This is a genomic window from Longicatena caecimuris (assembly GCF_018406465.1).
In the GTDB taxonomy this organism is placed as follows: Bacteria; Bacillota_I; Bacilli_A; order Erysipelotrichales; family Erysipelotrichaceae; genus Longicatena; species Longicatena caecimuris.
The window spans coordinates 2967484-2986329 of the sequence record NZ_AP024510.1 but is presented as its reverse complement, the minus strand read 5'-3'; the positions used below and the strand labels follow the sequence as shown (position 1 = coordinate 2986329).

Genomic DNA, 18846 nt, shown 5'->3' with positions numbered 1-18846 from the left:
TATCAAGCGTAACGGTGAAACATACAAAATAGGTAAAAAGAGGAGAAGAAAGATATGGAAAAGTTACCAATTAAAAAAGTAGTGGAAGGACTATTAAAATTACAAGATTCAGGAGATAGTGCAACGTTATTAGGCATAGGGCCAATGTCACCTAATTTATTACAGGCAAGTTTTGAAATCGCTAGAGATTATGATTTCCCTTTGATGTTCATTGCCAGTCGTAATCAGGTAGATGCCGATGCGTTAGGTGGCGGCTATGTGAATGGCTGGGATCAGAAACGTTTTAATGAAGATATTCGCAAGGTTGCGAATGAAGTAGGCTTTGATGGTTTGTACTATTTGTGTCGTGATCATGGTGGACCTTGGCAAAGAGATAATGAGCGTAATGCCCACCTGCCAGAAGAAGAAGCAATGAAATTAGCTCGTCAGTCTTACTTAGCTGATATTGAAAATGGTTTTGATTTATTGATGATCGACCCAACGAAGGACCCATTTGAAATTGGTAAAGTCATTCCTTTGGATGTGGTATTAAGTCGTACGGTTGATTTAATTGCCTATTGTGAAGAAGAACGTAAAAAACGCGGCTTACCGGAAATTGGCTATGAAGTTGGTACAGAGGAAACCAATGGTGGTTTAACTTCGACAGAAAAGTATCATGAATTTATCGAAAAGCTGGAAAAAGAATTAACTGCCAAAGGATTACCAATGCCAACTTTCATCGTTGGTCAGACAGGTACGTTAACAAGAAAAACAGAACAGGTAGGAACCTATAATTTCCATAACGCCTATGACCTAGCACAGATGGCGAAACAATATGGTGTAGGACTTAAGGAACATAATGCGGATTATTTGGATGATGTAACCTTACTGGAACATATTCCGGCAAATGTAACTGCCAGCAATGTAGCCCCACAGTATGGTACAGAAGAAACCCGTGCTTACTTAAAGCTGTGTGATGTAGAAAAAATCTTAGAAGAGGAAGGTTTGCTTGATGAAACTTCGGATTTAAGAAATACTTTGTTGGTAAAAGCAATCAAAACAGAACGTTGGAGAAAATGGATGATGGGAGAACAGCGTAATCTACAGGTAGAGGATATCTTAAAAGATGAAGCATTATCCTTAGAAATTCTTGATATCTCCGGTCATTATGCATTCAATGATGAAGATGTAAAAAAAGAATTACAGCAGCTTTATGCGAATTTGGCAAAATTCCATATCGATGGACAGCGCTTTGTTGTTGATCACATCAAACGTCCTTTACAGCAGTATGCCGAATGCTACAACCTAAAGGGAGTTACCAGCCGTATTCGTAAAGCCATTGAAAAATAATCTTAGGAGCTGGAAGCATCTTTCAGCTCTTCCTTTATAAACAGGTGTATCATGAGGAAGTATATGTATAACAACATGACAACAAGAAAGAAGGTAAGTTATGGATAAACAGGAATTAGTAGAACATGCCAGACAAATACGTAAGCATATTTTAAAACAGGTCTATACGGCACAAAGTGGACATCCGGGTGGAAGTCTGAGTGCAACAGATCTTGTGACGGCATTATATTTTCAAGAGATGGATATCACAGAAGCGAATGTAAACAGCATCGATCGTGATCGTTTCGTCTTAAGTAAAGGACATGCATCTCCTTTGTTATATGCGGTATTGTGTGAAAAAGGACTTCTTGATGAACGTGAATTATTGACATTTCGCAAGATAAACTCACGATTACAAGGACATCCCAACATGAAATATGTTGCCGGTGTTGATATGTCAACTGGCTCATTAGGTCAAGGAATCTCTGCAGCTGTTGGCATGGCACTGGGCAATAAGCTTGCCCAAAACCATCATCGTGTCTATGCGTTATTGGGCGATGGAGAATGTCAGGAAGGTGAAGTTTGGGAGGCTGCCATGGCAGCTGCACAGTATCAGCTGGATAATTTATGTGTCATCGTTGATCATAACCGTTTGCAGATTGATGGTGAGGTGGCAAAGGTTATGAATGTTGATTCTTTAGAAGAAAAATTTAAGGCATTTCATTTCCATGTTTTGACGGTAGATGGTCATGCGATGGATGAAATCTTATCGGCTTTATCAAAAGCTAGAGAAAATAAGGGAAGACCAACAGCCATCATTGCCAATACCGTGAAAGGAAAAGGCGTGTCCTTCATGGAAAATCAAGCAGGCTGGCATGGAACAGCCCCCAATAAAGAACAGTATGAACAAGCAATAAAGGAATTAGGAGGTGAGGCATAATGGCAAAGTGTGCAACAAGAGAGGCCTATGGAAAAGCGTTGGCACAGCTCATACAAGAGAATGAGCGAGTTATTGTTTTAGATGCGGATCTGGCAGGAAGTACCAAAACAAGCGAAGCGAAAAAGGTTTGTCCACAGCGTCATTTTGATGTTGGTATAGCGGAAGGAAATATGATGGGCATTGCGGCAGGTTTAGCGGCAAGCAAGTATATCGTCTTTGCGTCCAGCTTTGCGATGTTTGCGGCAGGAAGAGCCTTTGAACAAATTCGTAACAGCATTGGTTATCCTCATCTAAATGTGAAGATTTGCGCTACCCATGCAGGTCTAAGTGTAGGGGAAGATGGTGCTAGTCATCAGTGTAATGAAGATCTGGCATTAATGCGTGTGATTCCGGGAATGACAGTGATTCAGCCTTGTGATGAAGAGGAAACCAAACAGGCTATTCGAGCAGTAGCTAACATAGATGGACCTTGTTATGTTCGTCTTGGCAGAGGCAAAGTAGAGAGTGTATATGATGCATCTTATACATTTGAAATTGGGAAAGGCAATGTTTTACGTAAGGGGAAAAAGGTTGCCTTAGTGGCGAGTGGTATGATGGTACAAGAAGCTTTAAAAGCAGCTGCTATGTTGGAGGAAGCCCCTACTGTGGTAAACATTTCAACCATAAAACCATTAGATACCGCCTTAATAAAAGAATTGGCAAAAACCCATGATACGATCATCACTTGTGAAGAGCATAGTGTGATTGGCGGTTTAGGAAGTGCAGTATCGGATGTTGTGGCAAGCAGTGCGCATGCCTGTGTTGTAAAACATATCGGTGTACAGGATACCTTTGGAGAAAGTGGCGATGCACAAGCTTTATTTGAAAAGTATGGCATCAACGCAAAGGCAATTGTTAAAGCGGTACAGGATAGATAAGAGCATAGGAATATTAGAGAACATAAGCTGTGTGGTATGTAAGGCTTATGTTCTCTTTTCTATTTCACTTAAGTAGTTCTTTTAGAAACGAAGAACTCAATGGCGGATGTTTTTGTATAACATAGACAAAACAGTAATTGATAAACGTTTGATCTACATATACATGTATAAATAATAGGTGTTAATAAATAAACAGGTGAAATTATGTATAAAGAAACCCTTTACATTCCTATCTGTAATGAATAATTGTATAATAGATTAGAATCAAAAAGAATAGAAATTTCAGAGGGAGAAAGAAATGAAGAAAAAAGTATTATTCGCAGCAATGCTTTCAGCTACGCTGCTTGGCGCTACACAGGCGGTGAAAGCACATCCGGGAAGAACTGATGGAAATGGTTGTCACACCTGTCGTACCAATTGTGAAAAATGGGGATTGGCATATGGAGAATACCATTGTCATAATGGTAATAGCTCTGCATCTAGTTCGAATTCATCTAGCAATCAAACGAAACCGTCTACGAATACAACGACAAATAGTTATACCACGAGCAAGCCAACGGTCACTAAGCCAAAAATTGATTATAAAGCTATTGGTAAAAAAGAAGGTTATGCAGCTAAGATAAAGGAGCCAAACAGAAACTTAAAAAATATAAAGTATAAATACAAAGATAGTAATTATCGATCGGCATTTGACAAAGCATTTTTACAGGCTGAAAAAGAGTTACGTAAGAAAAGTGAAACGTTAGCCAAACAAAATGGGGAAAAAGATGCAATAACGACTGAAAAATATCAATTAGCAACTTTGCCTAAAAATATTATAAAAGAAGTATATACAAAACATTATAAAGAAGCATACGATGCAAAAGAAAAGCTAAAGCTGAATGAAATATATGCTATGGCAGACAAAGATGCTTTTACGAACATATATAATGAAGAGGAAGCAAAACGTAGTTTTGATTTAAAAAAATTTAGCAAACATTATATAAGCGAATACAATACTTATCGTGAGAACTACATCAAGGAGAAAAAGAATTTTTTAGAAATGAGTAAGACAAATGGTAAAGAAGACGCCAAAGAACATGAGGATAAAAATTACCAGTTTTTAGATTCTGTAAAAGATACGAAATTCTATAAAGAAGCGAAAGCGGCATATGATGCTTCTTATGATGATAATCTTGTGGAAGTAAATCCGATAGAATCAGCAATCATTTTAGGTGTTTTCATTATCATCATTTATGTTATTGTTCGTAAAATTAAAAAAATCATTAAGCGAAGAAAATTAGCAAAAGGATAAACATAAAAAGACTGTTTACATTGATATAATCCCATTAAAGTAACAACGTCAATACAGAAAACGTTGTCCACGGAGAGAGTGTAAAATAAACTGTGTAAGTTAAGAGCGTACGACTTAACGATACACAGTTTTTATATGCTTATGATACAATAAAAGAAAGTAGAGGAAATAACATATGGCAAGAATAAAAAGAGATCCAAAAACAGTAGCACTCGCGCAAGAAATCGCAAAACAATTTGATCCACAATCAGCAGAAGATGCAGATGAAGCACTCAAAGAACTTTTTGGTCCGATATTTGAATCGTTGCTCCAAGGTGAGATGAGTCATCATTTAGGATATGAGAATAATAATAAAGAATATAAACAAACGCAGAATCGTAGAAATGGATATGGTCAAAAAACTGTTCATACTACAAAGGGAGATATCACGATAGATACACCAAGAGAGGGTGATGGCTCTTTTGAGCCACAGCTGATATCAAAACGACAAAGAGATGTTTCAGGAATAGAAGATAAAGTATTAGCGATGTATGCACGAGGAATGAGTCAACGTGATATATCAAAAACAATAGAAGATATCTATGGATTTTCAATTTCTCATGAAATGGTATCCGATATTACAGATGCCATATTACCAGAACTAGAAGAATGGCGAAATAGACCATTAAAGAAGTGCTATGCCTTCTTGTTCGTAGATTGTATGTATGTGACATTGCGTAGTGGCTATGAGGCGAAAGAATGCGCTGTATACACGATATTAGGCTACGATTTGAATGGGCATAAAGATATCCTTGGATTATGGCTTAGTGAAAGCGAGAGTAAGAATTATTGGATGCAGATATTTGATGAATTGAAAGCACGAGGGATAGAAGATGTTTTCTTTATGTCGATGGATGGAGTTAGTGGACTGGAAGAAGGAGCCAAAGCAATATTTCCTAAGATCATTGTTCAAAGATGTATCGTACATCTGATCCGCAATTCCATTAAATACGTCCCTAGTAAGGATTATAAAAAGTTCACACAAGAATTAAAGAAAGTATATGGGGCACCAAATTTAAAAGCGGCAGCGGCAGCCTTTGAATCTTTTTGTCGAACATGGGAACAGTATCCTGGAGCTATTGAAGTATGGAAAAGGAACTTCAAATTTGTAGAACAATTATATGATTATGGAAGTGATGTACGACGTATTATGTATACCACTAACGCGATAGAGTCGATCAATTCAAGTTTTCGCAAAGTAACGAAAAAAGGCGCCTTTCCAAATGAAAACGCCTTATTCAAATTATTATACTTACGCTGTACAGAGCTAGAAAAGAAATGGAATAACGGAACCATTCACGATTGGTCAAAAGTGTTGAATCAACTTATGGTTAATGAAATTTTTACATCTCGTATTGAAAAATATCTTAAATAGATGTCTTAATCAATTTTACTTACACACTTTTCTTGACAAACCCTCCACGGAGGTGGAATCATATCACATCGGTGAGCAGTCTTTTACTTTGTAAATTTTATTTTATTATGCTTGAAATAGTTTCATGCTGGCGATAAGGTGATGATTCGCCAATTCATCATCAATCACCTTTTTCATCTTCTTTCGGATTTTCCATATAAGTGTCATAGCAACAATAGATGGCTTCCTTGTTTATCTTTTTTGCATAATCTTTTATGTTCATATTCATTCATACCTCTCTATGAGTTTATCATATCCTTTCTCTTGAATTCATACAATAAAGATATCGAAAGATTTAGACTTCTTTCTTGCGTTTTAAATGAATTTGGCAGTCCATACTAACAAAAGCAACCAAGAGAAATCATATGCTATATGGAAACGGATGGTGAAGATATGAAATATCGTTTAAATAAACAGGTGACAAATATCATGAAAAGCGCAGGTGAAGAGGCGCGTGATATGGGAAACAACTATATAGGAAGCGAGCATTTATTACTGGCAATCTTAAAAGATAGTGAGACTCAGTTATGTCAGTTAATCAGTGCACAGGGTGTTTGTTACTATCAGATGAAAGAAGATTTAATGGTACTATTTGGCTTGCGTGATCAAAGTGTGGATGAAATCCAGATCACCCAGGTCGTCGATGATATCTTAGAGCGTGCCATGCAGATTGCACAGCATAAAAAAGCGAAAGTGATGGACGTACAATCCTTATCCTTAGCACTGCTGCAGACAGCAAGCTGTGTGGCTACGGAAATCTTGCATCGCTATGATATTGATGAGAATGTATTGCTGATGCAGATGGAACATGGGGGACGTAATGAATTGGATAAAGTAAATGAATTACGGAATCTAAATACCTGTGGTTTAAATCAGGATATTATAGGTAGAGATAAAGAACTTTCTTTTATGATTTCGGTATTGTCAAGAAAAGATAAGGCGAATCCATTATTGATCGGAGAACCCGGTGTGGGGAAAACCGCATTAGTGGAAAAGCTTGCTGGGATGATACAGGCAAATCAGGTGCCATCCTTACGCAATGCCAGTATTTATGAACTGCATCTGAATTCATTAGTAGCAGGAACGAAATATCGCGGTGATTTTGAAGAGAAATTGCAAAATATTATTCGCCTGTTAGAGAAATATCCGAATGTGATCCTTTTTATTGATGAGATCCATCAGATGATTGGTGCAGGTAAGTCAGAAGGCAGCATTGATGTATCCAGTGTATTAAAGCCATATCTTGCGCGTGGACTGATTAAATGTATCGGTGCTACAACAGTGGAAGAATATGAAAAATATATCGAAAAAGATCGAGCCTTAGAACGACGTTTCCAAATTATCACGATCAAAGAACCAAATCAAAGCGAAACATTGGAAATGTTAAAGGTTAAGGTAAAAGAATATGAGGATTTTCATCAGGTGCATATTCCGATGGATATCTTAGCGAAAATCGTCGCGTATTGTGACTATTATATGCCACAGCGTAAGTTTCCGGATAAAGCGATTGATGTATTAGATTTATCCTGTGTCAGTGCGAAAGCGAGCAATACGCATCAAGTCAATGAAGAAATGGTTAAAGATGTTGTGGAAAAGCTTACAGCGATTCCGCTTGCCAGTGTTGATCGTGTACAATTGTTAAAGGCGCAGCTGCAAGAATCCTTGATTGGACAGGAAGAAGTTATTGATAAATTGATTGCCCAGTTACAATGGATCGAGCAGGGCGTGATTACCCAACGTCCTTTAGGGGTTTGGCTGTTTTTAGGAAATCCCGGGGTTGGGAAGAAGACACTGATGCAAAAATTTAACCGCACTTATTTTAATCAGGAAGATATGGTAACTTTTGATATGGCAGCCTTTGAACAAAACTTTGCGCATAATTTATCTTTACTAAGACGCAATCCCTATACGATCGTATGTATCATGAATTTGCATATGGCGCATGAAGCACAGCTGCAATTCTTACGTCAATCCATTGAAAAAGGGTATATGGAACATGATATTTACAAGGTGGATCTGCGTCATTGTATCATGATCTTGAATGGTGATTTCACGCTAACAAGTGGCAATGAATTGCATTTTCAAGAAACCCAAAGTCTGGAACAAATCTTATCTCGACAGTTGCCTGCATCATTTTTAAGCGTCATTGATGAAATCTTCTGGTTTCATGATCTGAAGCAGGAAGATAAATTGCACATCGTTCATAATGTCTTAAAACAATGGAATAAGACTTTAGCGGATACAAAGATTAAAGAAGTGATTTCTTCTTGCACATCCATGGAAGAAGTAACCAGAAAACTAAAACAGCATCTCGTGGAGGTCTAACCTCCTTTTTCTAAACCTAGAAGGAAATGAGCGTTATAACCGAAAAAATGTGCTATAGTAAAGACATAAGGAAGTGATGTTATGAAAGCATTAATTACCGGCGCCAGCAGTGGGATTGGAAGAGATATGGCCAGAGTTCTGGCAAAGGCCAAAGTTGATTTGATTCTGGTTGCACGAAGAAAAGAACGTTTGATGGAACTAAAAAAGGAATTACCAGTACATGTTACAGTGGTTGTTTTAGATGTTTCAAAACGTGAGAACTGTGAAGCGTTATACCAACGCTTTGTCCATGAACCTATTGATATTCTGATCAATAATGCCGGCTTTGGAGATTATGGGGAATTTCATGAAACGGAGTTAGATAAAGATTTACAGATGGTGCAAACTAATATACAGGCGGTGCATATTCTTACCAAGCTCTTTTTAAAGGATTTTATTCGTCGTGATAAAGGCTATATCTTAAATGTAGCCAGCTCCGCCGCTTTTTTACCGGGACCGTTGATGGCAACCTATTATGCGACCAAGAGCTATGTACTTCGCTTGTCGATGGCGATATGGAAAGAGCTGCAGAAAAAAGGCAGTCATGTTTCCATCTCGGTATTATGCCCGGGACCGGTGAGAACCGAATTCGATAAGGTGGCAAATGTTAAGTTTTTAATGGATGGAAAAACAAGCGAAGAGGTAGCTGCAATTGCCATACGCCGTATGTTAGAAAAAAAGTTACTGATCATTCCCGGCATGTTGATGAAAGCCTCTTATATCGCGACACGCTTTTTACCAAATCGTTTGTTGATGAGCTGTAGTTATCACATTCAGCATCGTAAAAATAAATAAAATCAGAAATAAAAAACTGGAAACAATCCTATAAGCAGAATGTCTTACGATAGGAAGTTCCAGTTTTCTTTTGATGTATTTATGTTCATTCAGAAAGTTATTCGTCTATTCACTTGCCACTTCATCAGCTGCCTCTTCTTCGTTAGGCAATGCACTGGTACAATGTGGACAGCGTGTAGCCTCGATAGCGATTTCTGATTTACAGAAAGGACAAATTTTTGTCGTAGGTGCTTCTGCTTCTTCTTCTTTTTTTCGAAGGGCTTTACGCGCTAAGGAGTTCATTGTTTTGACCATCATGAAGATTACAAAGGCCATGATGAGAAAGTTAATGACCTCTGTTAAAAAGACACCATAATTCAAGGTAGATGCATTTGCTTCCTGTGCTTTTGCTAAAGAAGTGTACGTGTTGCCATCCAGGGCGATAAACCAGTTGGAAAAGTCAATGCCACCGGTAATCATCGTAATGATTGGCATGATGATATCATTCACCAAAGAACCAATGATTTTTTGAAAAGCACCACCGATGATAACACCAACAGCCAAGTCAAGCACGTTTCCACGCATGATGAATTCTTTAAATTCTGCATAAATTTTTTTCATGTGTATACCCCTTTCTTAACGATTGCACGTAGGATTTATTTGGCATGAGCCGCCATAAAGGCTTCAATTTCATCCGGTTCTTTGATAATATCTTTGCTTAAGTTGATACAGCCATCTTCCACCACCAGCACATTATCTTCAATGCGTATGCCAATGCCTTCCTCCTCTAAATACAAGCCGGGTTCAATTGTAAAGACATTGCCAGGCTGCAGTTTATAGTTTGGCAAGGTGACATCATGTGTTTCTAGGCCAAGCATGTGGGAAACTCCATGCCAATAATAATCGGCAACACTTTTTCCATGTTTTAATAAATTAAGTTTACTTAATTCTTGATGATAAAATTTAATCAATTCATTATTTAAATCACGTAAGGTTATACCTGGTTTTACCATCTGCATGATCATCTTATTAGCTGTTAAAACAATGTCATAAATTTGACGTTGGCGTTTTGTGAACTTCCCATTTATCGGGAAGGTGCGTGTAATATCGGCATTCATATAAGAATAAGCTGCCCCTAAATCGCATAAAACCAAAGAGCGGTCTTTGATTTTTTGACTATTCTCCTGATAATGTAGGATAGTTGCATTTTTGCCTCCTGCCACAATGGATGGGAAAGAATGCAGACAGTTATTTGATTTTAAGACGAAATCAAAATAAGCTTCCAATTCGTATTCTCCCATGCCAGCATGCGCATGAGCCATCATATTTTCAATGGCTTCCTTTGTCACCGCAATGGCTTTTTGTAATTTTGCCAATTCATCTTCATCCTTAACCAAACGCAGTGCACTGATGTATCCTGCCAGATCATGTAAAACGATGTGTGGATATCTTTGCAGTAAACTACGTGCAAAAATATGCGCTTCACTATCCGCCTGTTCAGCTTCTTGTTTCGTGAAATCCGCATATACATCAACATTTGCATAACCACTAAAATAACGTGATAAGACACTTCCTATGGTATCCATGGCTTCTTCACGCCAATAGATTTCCTGGATACCGGAGATGTTTGCGGCATCCTCAGGCATGATTCTGCCGCCTACCCATTTTGCCAATTCTTCATCATAACGTTCAATAAATAAATACTCACTTACACGTCCTTCAACTTTGATGATGGCAAGTACCATGTTCTCTTTATCTAATCCGGTTAAATAATAAAAGCTGCGATCAACTGAGAAATCATACTTTTCATCACCGACTTTGTAAGGGGCTTTTCCACTACATACCAAAGCAATTGCTGTATCCGGAAGAGCGCTTGCTAAGGCTTTTCTACGTTCTTTATACATCTTTATCCCTCTTTCTATGTATATGATACCTTGATTTTAACATCTGGTATCATTATAGCATAGCTTTTGCAATATTCTTTTTAAAAATAGATTACATATATGATATAATTGTGAAAAATCAACGCCATAGGCAATCATACAATGAAAAGCGGGAGGCTAAGAATATGATAGAATATACAGCACTTATCGTAGCAGCAGGCAGCGGCAGCCGGATGGGTTTGGGGTATAATAAAATGCTATTTAAATTAAAAAACGGACATACGATTTTAGAAGAAACCATCCAGGTCTTTCAAAAGGATACACGGTGTCATCAAATTATCGTAGTGGCCAGTAAGGAAGATATCGAAGTTTTTATGAAGCTATGTACACAAGGGAACATCGTGTTTGTACAAGGTGGGGCAACTCGTCAAGATTCTGTGTATCATGGCTTGAAAGCGGTGATGTGTGAACATGTATTGATTCATGATGGGGCAAGACCGTGGCTGACCATGGATTGTATTGATCGTATTGTTGAAAGCTTACAAGTGCATGATGCTTGTTTGCTCATGATGCCGGTGAAAGATACGATTAAAGTAGTGGAGGATGGAAAGGTGAAAACGACTCCGCAGCGCGCTACTTTATATCAGGCACAAACACCACAAGCTTTTCGAACAAGTGCGATTTTAAAAGCGTATCACAAGGCATATCAAAAACAGCTGCAAGCTAGTGATGATGCACAGATCATGGAACTTTGTGGGGATCATGAAGTGTATGTGGTAGAAGGCAGTTATGGGAATATGAAGGTTACGACAATTGAAGATATTGCAGGGAAATAGAAAACTGAGCTTTAGGAATCACTATTTGATGAAGTCTTTTGGATGTGGACGATTGCGCATGCAGCATATTCTATTTGCTTGCTGATTCCATAGGAAATAGTTATATGAAATCATAGGATATGAAAGGGAACGATGGATGGTCGTTCTCTTTTTAACGAAGAAAAAAGTTTAGGGCAATAAGGAAATATCAAATGATAACCAATAAGTACAAGCAGGGCTATCAAAACCATCGCATATCTACGATACAAAGAATATGAAGAATCATAGAAAACATAATGTTGAAACATTAAAAACGGAGCATCTTTTTTTAAGAGAAGCATAAGCATTTTTTTTGTGTATTTGTATTTCTGAAAGACACATGCTATAATGCACAGGCATGAAAAATGGAGGTTCTATATGATAGGGACAAACAATGTGAGCGTGCGTTTTGGTGCACGCACATTATATAAGGATGTAAATTTAAAATTCACGGATGGTAATTGCTATGGGTTAATTGGCGCAAATGGAGCCGGTAAAAGTACTTTTCTAAAAGTGTTAAGTGGTGAATTAAAGCCGGATACCGGAGATGTTTTTACCGGACCGAATGAAACGGTTTTTACACTGGAACAGGATCATTACAAGTTTGAAGAATTTCCGGTGTTAGAAACCGTGATGATGGGAAATGAACGCTTATATGCCATCATGAAAGAAAAAGAATACTTGTACACAAAAGAAGGCGAATTTACCGATGAAGATGGAGTAAAAGCCGGAGAATTAGAAGAAGAATTTGCGAATCTTGATGGCTGGAATGCGGAAAGTGAAGCAGCCAATCTTTTGGAACAGCTGGATATACCGGTAAGCTTACATCAAGAATTGATGTCAGCCATGACGCCTGCACAAAAGGTTAAGATTCTGTTAGCGCAGGCATTGTTTGGCAAGCCAAATACACTGTTGTTAGATGAGCCTACCAATGGTTTAGATTTAAAATCCGTTGCCTGGCTGGAGCATTTTTTGATCAATTATGAAAGTACCGTCATCGTCGTATCGCATGATCGTCATTTCTTAAACAAGGTATGTACACATATCGCCGATGTGGATTTCGGAGGGATTAAGATTTACAGCGGTAACTATGATTTCTGGTATGAATCCAGTCAGCTGCTGGCAAAACAGATGAAAGATGCAAACAAGAAAAAAGAAGAAAAGATTAAGGAATTAGAAGCCTTTATTGCCCGATTCTCAGCGAATGCCGCAAAATCGAAACAGGCAACTTCACGTAAGAAAATCTTAGATAAGATTACGCTGGATGATTTACAGCCATCTACCAGAAGATATCCTTTCGTGGATTTTAAGCCGGAACGTGAATCAGGAAAAGCCATTTTATTTGTCGAAGATCTTTGTGCATCGATTGAAGGGAAAGAACTTTTGCATAACATTTCGTTTTCTTTAATGAATGGGGATAAGATTGCCCTGATCGGCAATCCTTTGCAAACTTCATTATTATTAAAACTTCTGGCAAAAGAAATAGAACCGGATAATGGGAAAGTAGAAATTGGACAAACTATTACACCAAGCTATATCCCTGATGATAATGCTGCTTATTTTGAAGGGGAAGAAAGTATTTGTGACTGGCTGAGCCAGTACACGAGTATTGATGATATGAGTTATATTCGCGGGTTCTTAGGAAGAATGTTGTTTAGTGGGGAAGAAGCCTTAAAACCTGTCAATGTGTTATCCGGAGGCGAACGTGCTCGTTGTATGTTATCAAAAAGCATGTTGGAAGCACCGAATTTATTGTTGCTGGATGATCCTACCAACCATCTGGATCTGGAATCCATTCAGGCTTTAAACAATGGCCTAATTAACTTTAAGGGAGAGATGGTCTTTACCTCTCATGACCATCAATTCATTCAAACAATCGCAAACCGTATTATTGAAATTCGCGAGGATGGCATCATTGATCGCCGCATGAGCTATGATGAATATTTAGAACGTGAATATGGTATTGAAGAGTAAATTCATAATGGCACTGCCTATAAAATTCATAAGCAATAATTATTTAAAATAAGCAAAAGAAAAGCTGATGTATATGTAATACCTTTATTGGTAAGAAACATAGAAACATCAGCTTTTTTTCTGAATGTAAGTAGACTTGTTAATACATGGAACGCTTCATCCAATTGCCTTTTTTATAATATAAGAAGAGCCATAAAGCACTGGCAGCCCATGTTAATGGCCAGCCCATAAAGACAACTCCGATATCATGGAAGATAGGAACACTTGCCAATATCCAGGTCATACGCATTCCACACCAGCAAGTAATCATGACAATCATAGGAATCGTGGTAATACCGGCACCGCGGATGATGCCGTTAAAGGCATGAGAAATAGCAAGGAAAATATAAAATGGAGCTAATACATGCATCATATACAAACCATAGGAAATAACCTTAGGATTATCAGAGAAGATGGATAATACCTGCTCACCGAATATTAACAATAAGGCTGAGATGGCGATGGTTGTGAGTAGGGACATGATGATACCAGAGCGTGCTCCTTGCTTCACACGGTCATATTTCTTAGCTCCCATATTTTGTCCGGTAAAGGTTGTTAAAGCCATAGAATAGCTCATCACCGGTAAAATGGCAAAGCCATCAATCTTGGTATAAGCACCACAGCCAGCCATCGCTAAAGAGCCAAAGGCATTGATATTACTTTGCACGATAACGTTTGAAAAGGAAACAACGCCGTTTTGAATACCACTCGGTAAGCCTAAGCGGATGATTTCAATCAACTTATCTTTATGAAAGCGAATCTTTTTTAAGGTGACTTTATATTCTTGTTTCGTTTTGATGAGTAATAAGAGGGTTAACACGGCACTGATGGTTTGAGCAATTAAGGTCGCCCAGCCTACGCCGGCTATGCCCATATCAAACACGATGACAAACAATAGATCCAGCAGGATATTGGTGATACTGGATACAATCAGAAAATATAATGGATTTTTAGAATCCCCAACAGCACGCAGGATACCACTGCCCATGTTGTACAACATAACGGATAGAATACCACCAAAATAAATACGCAGATACAAAACAGAACTGCTCATAACATCTGATGGAGTTCCAATCCAACGCAATATGGTTGGAGAGAAGATGATTCCAAACAAGGTCATAAAGATACCGGCTGTCATAGTAAGGGCCAAAGAAGTATGGATACTGTCTTGTAAGCTTTCCATATTACGAGCGCCGAAATAACGAGAGATGATAACTCCAGCACCAACCGATAACCCCATGAAAAAGCTGACAAGCAGGTTAATAACGGGAGCACTGCTGCCAACAGCAGCTAAGGCCTGTGCACCTATATAATTACCAACAACGACAGAATCCACCGCATTATAAAGCTGTTGGAATAAATTGCCTAATAAAAGCGGCACGGAAAATAATAATAACTCTTTCCATATAACACCTTCTGTCATTAATCCTTTCTGTTTGGTTTTCTCCTGTTGCATGACATCACCTTACCCCTTATTTCTTATGGTTCTTTATTATACACCCGACTTTGAAAAAAAGATAGTTCACAAAATCATTCTCTTTCATAGAAGTTGCGGTTTTCTTTCATTTATCCTAAAAAAAACATCCTGCCCTATATTGGAGAAAGCTTGTGGCAGCTTACTAATATAAGACAGGATGGAGGGAAATGTGATTAGGATTTGGGGTGCATATACTTACGCTGATACTCATCAACAGGTAAAGGAATGCTGTAATAAAAGCCTTGAACAAGTGTTACACCGCAGGATGTGAGGGTCTGCAGCTGTTGCAGTGTTTCTATACCTTCAGCGATAATTGTAATATGTAATTCTTCACATAGTTTCATGATGGCAGTTACTATTTTTTGCGTCCGTGGATTACTGTCTAATTCATTGATGATACTCTTGTCTAGTTTCAAGACATCAAATGGAGCAGCGGATAATAATGCCAGATTGGCATACTCAGTACCAAAATCATCTAACGATATTCTAAAACCATGATGTTTTAATTCATGTATCAAAGTTATAAGGTCTTTATCAGAAAGATGATCGCCATGTTCACTGATTTCAATTTCCAGATAGGATGGAGCTACTTCATATTTTTGACAGATAGCTAATAAATCCTGAAGTAAGGTGGCTTTGATCATCGTTTGACGGGATAGATTAACGGAAATCGGGACAATCGTGGCATAGGCATCCAGCCACTCGCGAATGAGCATACAGATGCGTTCAAAGATGTAATAATCAATCACGGAAATCAGATGATGCTCGGCTAGCAGGGGCATAAAATCCCCTGGTGATATTATGGTTCCATCACGGTCTTCATAACGTATCAAAGCTTCGGCCCCAAACGCTTCTCCACTTGTCGAGCGAATTTTTGATTGCAGATACACGTGAAAATGGTGCATAGCTATTTCTGCTTGTAACGTGTTGGGGTCAGAAAGATGCAACAATTCATCATTATAATGACGATAACGCTTTGTATTTTGACGATTCCGATAGAAAACACGTTTATCTTCATACATACAGGCATCTGCTTCGGCAATAAAATCATTGATGCCATCCGCCTGTGGTGACCAACGGCTGCCCAAAGCAAACTTCAGCATTTCCTGATCTTTGATAGAACCTCGCAGTTCACGGACTTGCCGCTGGAAAACATCTTGGCTCAGGTTTGTGGATATGATAACAAATTCGTCTCCTCCGATACGATAAATATCGGCCTGTGGGAAGACACGTCGCATATGTAAAGCCGCTTCGATGATAAGCTCATCGCCACGGGCATGTCCATACTTATCATTAATATCTTTTAAACCGTTGATATCCAGATAAACGACACCGACGGATTGATGAGAGTGCGCGATATGTTTTACATCTTCGATGTATCGGTTGCGATTATAGAACGAAGTTAATTCATCATGATAGCTTAAATGAGCCAGTTTCTTTTCTGCTTGATCTCGTTTGATGGTCAGCATGATAAAGTAACACAAGGTTTGTAACATCGAAGTAATATTTTGCATCATGTCCTTAGCTGGATTGTCAACTCCTAAGACAGCGATGATCTGATGATTACTTTCTAATGGAACAGCTACCATACGTTGGATGTTATGGTTTTGTAATATCTGATATTCTTCTTCAGAGAGCTTATTTATTTCCGCAAGATCACTGATGATAACGCTCCCCTTTTCACTAAAGGCCGAAAGCCAATGATGGATAACGGCTTGCGGGAGTTTAGCAAAATCTTGTTTGCGAGAAGCGATATGGGCATCACACCATTCTTGATTAGCAAACGGCATCTGATTATCAATACTGATAAGGTACGTACAATCCGCTGTAAAGAATTTGCCGACGGCTTGTAACACGGCATGAATGCTGCTTGTGACATCTTGATTTTCATATAGATGATGAACACAGCGGACGATCATATTTTGCGCATCCAGCATGTTCTGTAATTGTTGTTTCTCTTTCTCATTTTCGGTCATGTCGAAAGCAATTTCCATACGTGCTTTACGTCCTTCCCACTCAATGAGACGATCTTTTAACAGGTAATGGCGTAAAGAGATGGGATTAGAAAATTCCCAGGTGATAATTTTGCCTTCATCCAATTGCGGATTTGTACAAAACGGACAAGGCGAAGTTCTTCCCTGCAAAACTTCATAACATTTGCGTCCGTAAAAGTCTTTTGTATGGAAAGAACGCTGGCCGGCTTCATTTAAAAAATATAATTCATAAGTTTCTAAATCGGCAATATACAAAGTTTCGGATATTTCATTCATCGGAGCCTGTAATTGTTTCGCCAACAGCGATAAGGCTTCACTTTTTTTACGATTCTCAATTTCCACCTTTTCCATTTCTTGTTGGCGTTTACGCATTCGTGAAGTTATGGCGGCGACAAAAGCAACAATTGCCAAACAAAGAAGAATTTGTACCATCAGTATCCGCATGATCGAAGAGACGCGTTGCTCGGTATATATTTCAGCTTCTTTTACGGCATCATCACAGGCTTGAAAGTACTGTTCACTTAACCGTAGTAATTCGGCAGTATCCTTACTTTTGCGGACTTCTTTAATTTCCTCCTTGATTACAGCCCAATCTTTTTCAAGCTCCTGCAGCTGTTTTTGGTAGGTTTCATCATCCAGGCGTGTTAATCCATTTGGTCCATCACCTGTTTGTAATTCGTTTAGGATTCCATCCAGCTTTTGAATAAGCGCATGATTTGTTTTGCCTGCCATTTCCTGTTTCACCAGAAGTTGCGTAGCTCCACGGACAACACCGGTATAATTAACCACGCGGGCATTTCCCTGCATGTTTCTGATAGCGTTTAAAGATAAAAAACCGGAAAGGATGAGGGAGAGTATCAGAATGGTGGGAATCAGCTTTTTCTGCATGGAAGACACCTCCTGCCTATACATCATTTCGATCATTGAGTGAGTATCTTTCTATATATCATACTATAAATAAGCAAAAAAAGGTAAAATTTTAGTGAATTCTATCGATGATAAAAAAGGATTTATCTAAGGGGAAGAGAATGAGGCTAGATAGCGTGGAAGTCTAAGTGAGCAGCCATGAGGAACGCTTCGAGAAAGAAAGGGTATCGTTTGAGCGTGACATGAGATGATCCAAGAAGAGAAAATACGAAAACTTTAAAATATCCCTTTACATTTCAAAAGCAACAATGCTATAATCAATAAACGGGTAGAAATCTCTACTCCCCGCTCTGCACATGAGGCAGGGCCATGAGACCATGAGGAGGTGTACAGAATGAAAAAATACGAAATCATGTACATTGTGAACGCATCTTTAGAAGACGCAGCACGCACGAAAGTGATGGATGGATTACATAAGATCATCACTGACCACAACGGAACTATCGATCAGGTAGACGAGTGGGGCGTAAAAGAGTTCGCATATGAAATCAAACACATGAACAAAGGTTACTATGTTGTTATCAATGTGACTGCTAACAATGAAGGCATTCATGAATTTGATCGTTTAGCACGTATCAACCACAACATCGTACGTTATATGATCGTTAAAACACAGGACGAAGAATAAGAAACAGGAAGGATGATGGA

The 18846-nt window shown here is 38.5% G+C and carries 14 protein-coding genes and 1 pseudogene; 11 read left to right on the top strand and 4 right to left on the bottom strand.

Annotation, left to right across the window (positions count from 1 at the left end; translation table 11 throughout):
* Positions 1–54 precede the first annotated feature (54 nt).
* From KJS44_RS13945 to KJS44_RS13915, 7 genes are all read left to right on the top strand, one after another.
* The gene (locus KJS44_RS13945; protein ID WP_008690387.1) at positions 55–1329 is read left to right on the top strand and encodes a class II D-tagatose-bisphosphate aldolase non-catalytic subunit; all 1275 of its coding nucleotides are present in this window, start codon (positions 55–57) and stop codon (positions 1327–1329) included.
* A 100-nt stretch (positions 1330–1429) separates the two neighbouring features.
* Positions 1430–2248: a transketolase gene (locus KJS44_RS13940; protein ID WP_008690388.1), complete on the top strand. Its 819-nt coding sequence runs from the start codon at positions 1430–1432 to the stop codon at positions 2246–2248.
* Positions 2248–3165 carry a transketolase family protein gene (locus KJS44_RS13935; RefSeq protein WP_008690389.1) on the top strand — a complete coding sequence of 306 codons (918 nt, stop codon included), beginning with the start codon at positions 2248–2250 and terminating at the stop codon, positions 3163–3165. The genes KJS44_RS13940 and KJS44_RS13935 overlap by 1 nt, the downstream gene beginning before the upstream one ends.
* A 298-nt stretch (positions 3166–3463) precedes the next feature.
* Positions 3464–4459: a YHYH domain-containing protein gene (locus KJS44_RS13930; RefSeq protein WP_008690390.1), complete on the top strand. Its 996-nt coding sequence runs from the start codon at positions 3464–3466 to the stop codon at positions 4457–4459.
* Positions 4460–4634: 175 nt separating this feature from the next.
* Entirely contained in the window at positions 4635–5873 is a 1239-nt protein-coding gene (locus KJS44_RS13925) for an IS256 family transposase (protein WP_017144743.1), read from the top strand.
* Between the two features lie 432 nt (positions 5874–6305).
* Positions 6306–8237, top strand: a complete 1932-nt coding sequence (locus tag KJS44_RS13920; RefSeq protein WP_026006748.1) for an AAA family ATPase — start codon at positions 6306–6308, stop codon at positions 8235–8237.
* Positions 8238–8318: 81 nt separating this feature from the next.
* The gene (locus KJS44_RS13915) at positions 8319–9071 is read left to right on the top strand and encodes an SDR family NAD(P)-dependent oxidoreductase (protein WP_008690396.1); all 753 of its coding nucleotides are present in this window, start codon (positions 8319–8321) and stop codon (positions 9069–9071) included.
* 105 nt (positions 9072–9176) lie between these two features.
* Here KJS44_RS13915 and mscL read toward each other — a convergent pair whose 3' ends face one another.
* The gene (gene mscL / locus KJS44_RS13910) at positions 9177–9671 is read right to left on the bottom strand and encodes a large conductance mechanosensitive channel protein MscL (protein WP_008690398.1); all 495 of its coding nucleotides are present in this window, start codon (positions 9669–9671) and stop codon (positions 9177–9179) included.
* A 35-nt stretch (positions 9672–9706) separates the two neighbouring features.
* Positions 9707–10954: an aminopeptidase P family protein gene (locus KJS44_RS13905; RefSeq protein ID WP_008690399.1), complete on the bottom strand. Its 1248-nt coding sequence runs from the start codon at positions 10952–10954 to the stop codon at positions 9707–9709.
* A gap of 164 nt (positions 10955–11118) precedes the next feature.
* Between KJS44_RS13905 and ispD the strand changes: the two genes are divergently transcribed.
* The 3 genes and pseudogenes from ispD (at position 11119) to KJS44_RS13895 (ending at position 13761) form a co-directional block, all read left to right on the top strand.
* Positions 11119–11769, top strand: a complete 651-nt coding sequence (ispD, locus tag KJS44_RS13900) for a 2-C-methyl-D-erythritol 4-phosphate cytidylyltransferase (protein ID WP_008690400.1) — start codon at positions 11119–11121, stop codon at positions 11767–11769.
* 495 nt (positions 11770–12264) lie between these two features.
* Positions 12265–12660 (top strand): annotated as a pseudogene (locus KJS44_RS14790) (ATP-binding cassette domain-containing protein); the annotation flags it as partial.
* Complete coding sequence (locus tag KJS44_RS13895; RefSeq protein ID WP_420844690.1) at positions 12634–13761, top strand: ABC-F family ATP-binding cassette domain-containing protein; 1128 nt, start codon at positions 12634–12636, stop codon at positions 13759–13761. The pseudogene KJS44_RS14790 and the gene KJS44_RS13895, both read left to right, overlap by 27 nt.
* A 139-nt stretch (positions 13762–13900) precedes the next feature.
* On the opposite strand, the gene KJS44_RS13890 is transcribed toward KJS44_RS13895, so the two are convergent.
* Both KJS44_RS13890 and KJS44_RS13885 read right to left on the bottom strand, forming a co-directional pair.
* Positions 13901–15256, bottom strand: a complete 1356-nt coding sequence (locus KJS44_RS13890; RefSeq protein ID WP_008690402.1) for an MATE family efflux transporter — start codon at positions 15254–15256, stop codon at positions 13901–13903.
* Positions 15257–15450: 194 nt separating this feature from the next.
* Positions 15451–18159, bottom strand: coding sequence for a sensor domain-containing phosphodiesterase (locus KJS44_RS13885; RefSeq protein ID WP_008690403.1), 2709 nt, complete (start codon positions 18157–18159; stop codon positions 15451–15453).
* Between the two features lie 373 nt (positions 18160–18532).
* On the opposite strand from KJS44_RS13885, the gene rpsF reads away from it, so the two are divergent.
* Positions 18533–18826, top strand: coding sequence for a 30S ribosomal protein S6 (rpsF, locus tag KJS44_RS13880; RefSeq protein ID WP_008690404.1), 294 nt, complete (start codon positions 18533–18535; stop codon positions 18824–18826).
* Positions 18827–18846 lie beyond the last annotated feature (20 nt).

Coding starts and splice junctions, on each gene's coding strand:
- KJS44_RS13935 (WP_008690389.1), top strand. CDS start 2,248: ATGGCAAAGTGTGCAACAAGAGAGGCCTATGGAAAAGCGTTGGCACAG.
- KJS44_RS13905 (WP_008690399.1), bottom strand. CDS start 10,954: ATGTATAAAGAACGTAGAAAAGCCTTAGCAAGCGCTCTTCCGGATACA.
- KJS44_RS13920 (WP_026006748.1), top strand. CDS start 6,306: ATGAAATATCGTTTAAATAAACAGGTGACAAATATCATGAAAAGCGCA.
- KJS44_RS13890 (WP_008690402.1), bottom strand. CDS start 15,256: ATGCAACAGGAGAAAACCAAACAGAAAGGATTAATGACAGAAGGTGTT.
- KJS44_RS13885 (WP_008690403.1), bottom strand. CDS start 18,159: ATGCAGAAAAAGCTGATTCCCACCATTCTGATACTCTCCCTCATCCTT.
- KJS44_RS13940 (WP_008690388.1), top strand. CDS start 1,430: ATGGATAAACAGGAATTAGTAGAACATGCCAGACAAATACGTAAGCAT.
- rpsF (WP_008690404.1), top strand. CDS start 18,533: ATGAAAAAATACGAAATCATGTACATTGTGAACGCATCTTTAGAAGAC.
- mscL (WP_008690398.1), bottom strand. CDS start 9,671: ATGAAAAAAATTTATGCAGAATTTAAAGAATTCATCATGCGTGGAAAC.
- KJS44_RS13925 (WP_017144743.1), top strand. CDS start 4,635: ATGGCAAGAATAAAAAGAGATCCAAAAACAGTAGCACTCGCGCAAGAA.
- KJS44_RS13930 (WP_008690390.1), top strand. CDS start 3,464: ATGAAGAAAAAAGTATTATTCGCAGCAATGCTTTCAGCTACGCTGCTT.
- KJS44_RS13945 (WP_008690387.1), top strand. CDS start 55: ATGGAAAAGTTACCAATTAAAAAAGTAGTGGAAGGACTATTAAAATTA.
- KJS44_RS13895 (WP_420844690.1), top strand. CDS start 12,634: ATGACGCCTGCACAAAAGGTTAAGATTCTGTTAGCGCAGGCATTGTTT.
- ispD (WP_008690400.1), top strand. CDS start 11,119: ATGATAGAATATACAGCACTTATCGTAGCAGCAGGCAGCGGCAGCCGG.
- KJS44_RS13915 (WP_008690396.1), top strand. CDS start 8,319: ATGAAAGCATTAATTACCGGCGCCAGCAGTGGGATTGGAAGAGATATG.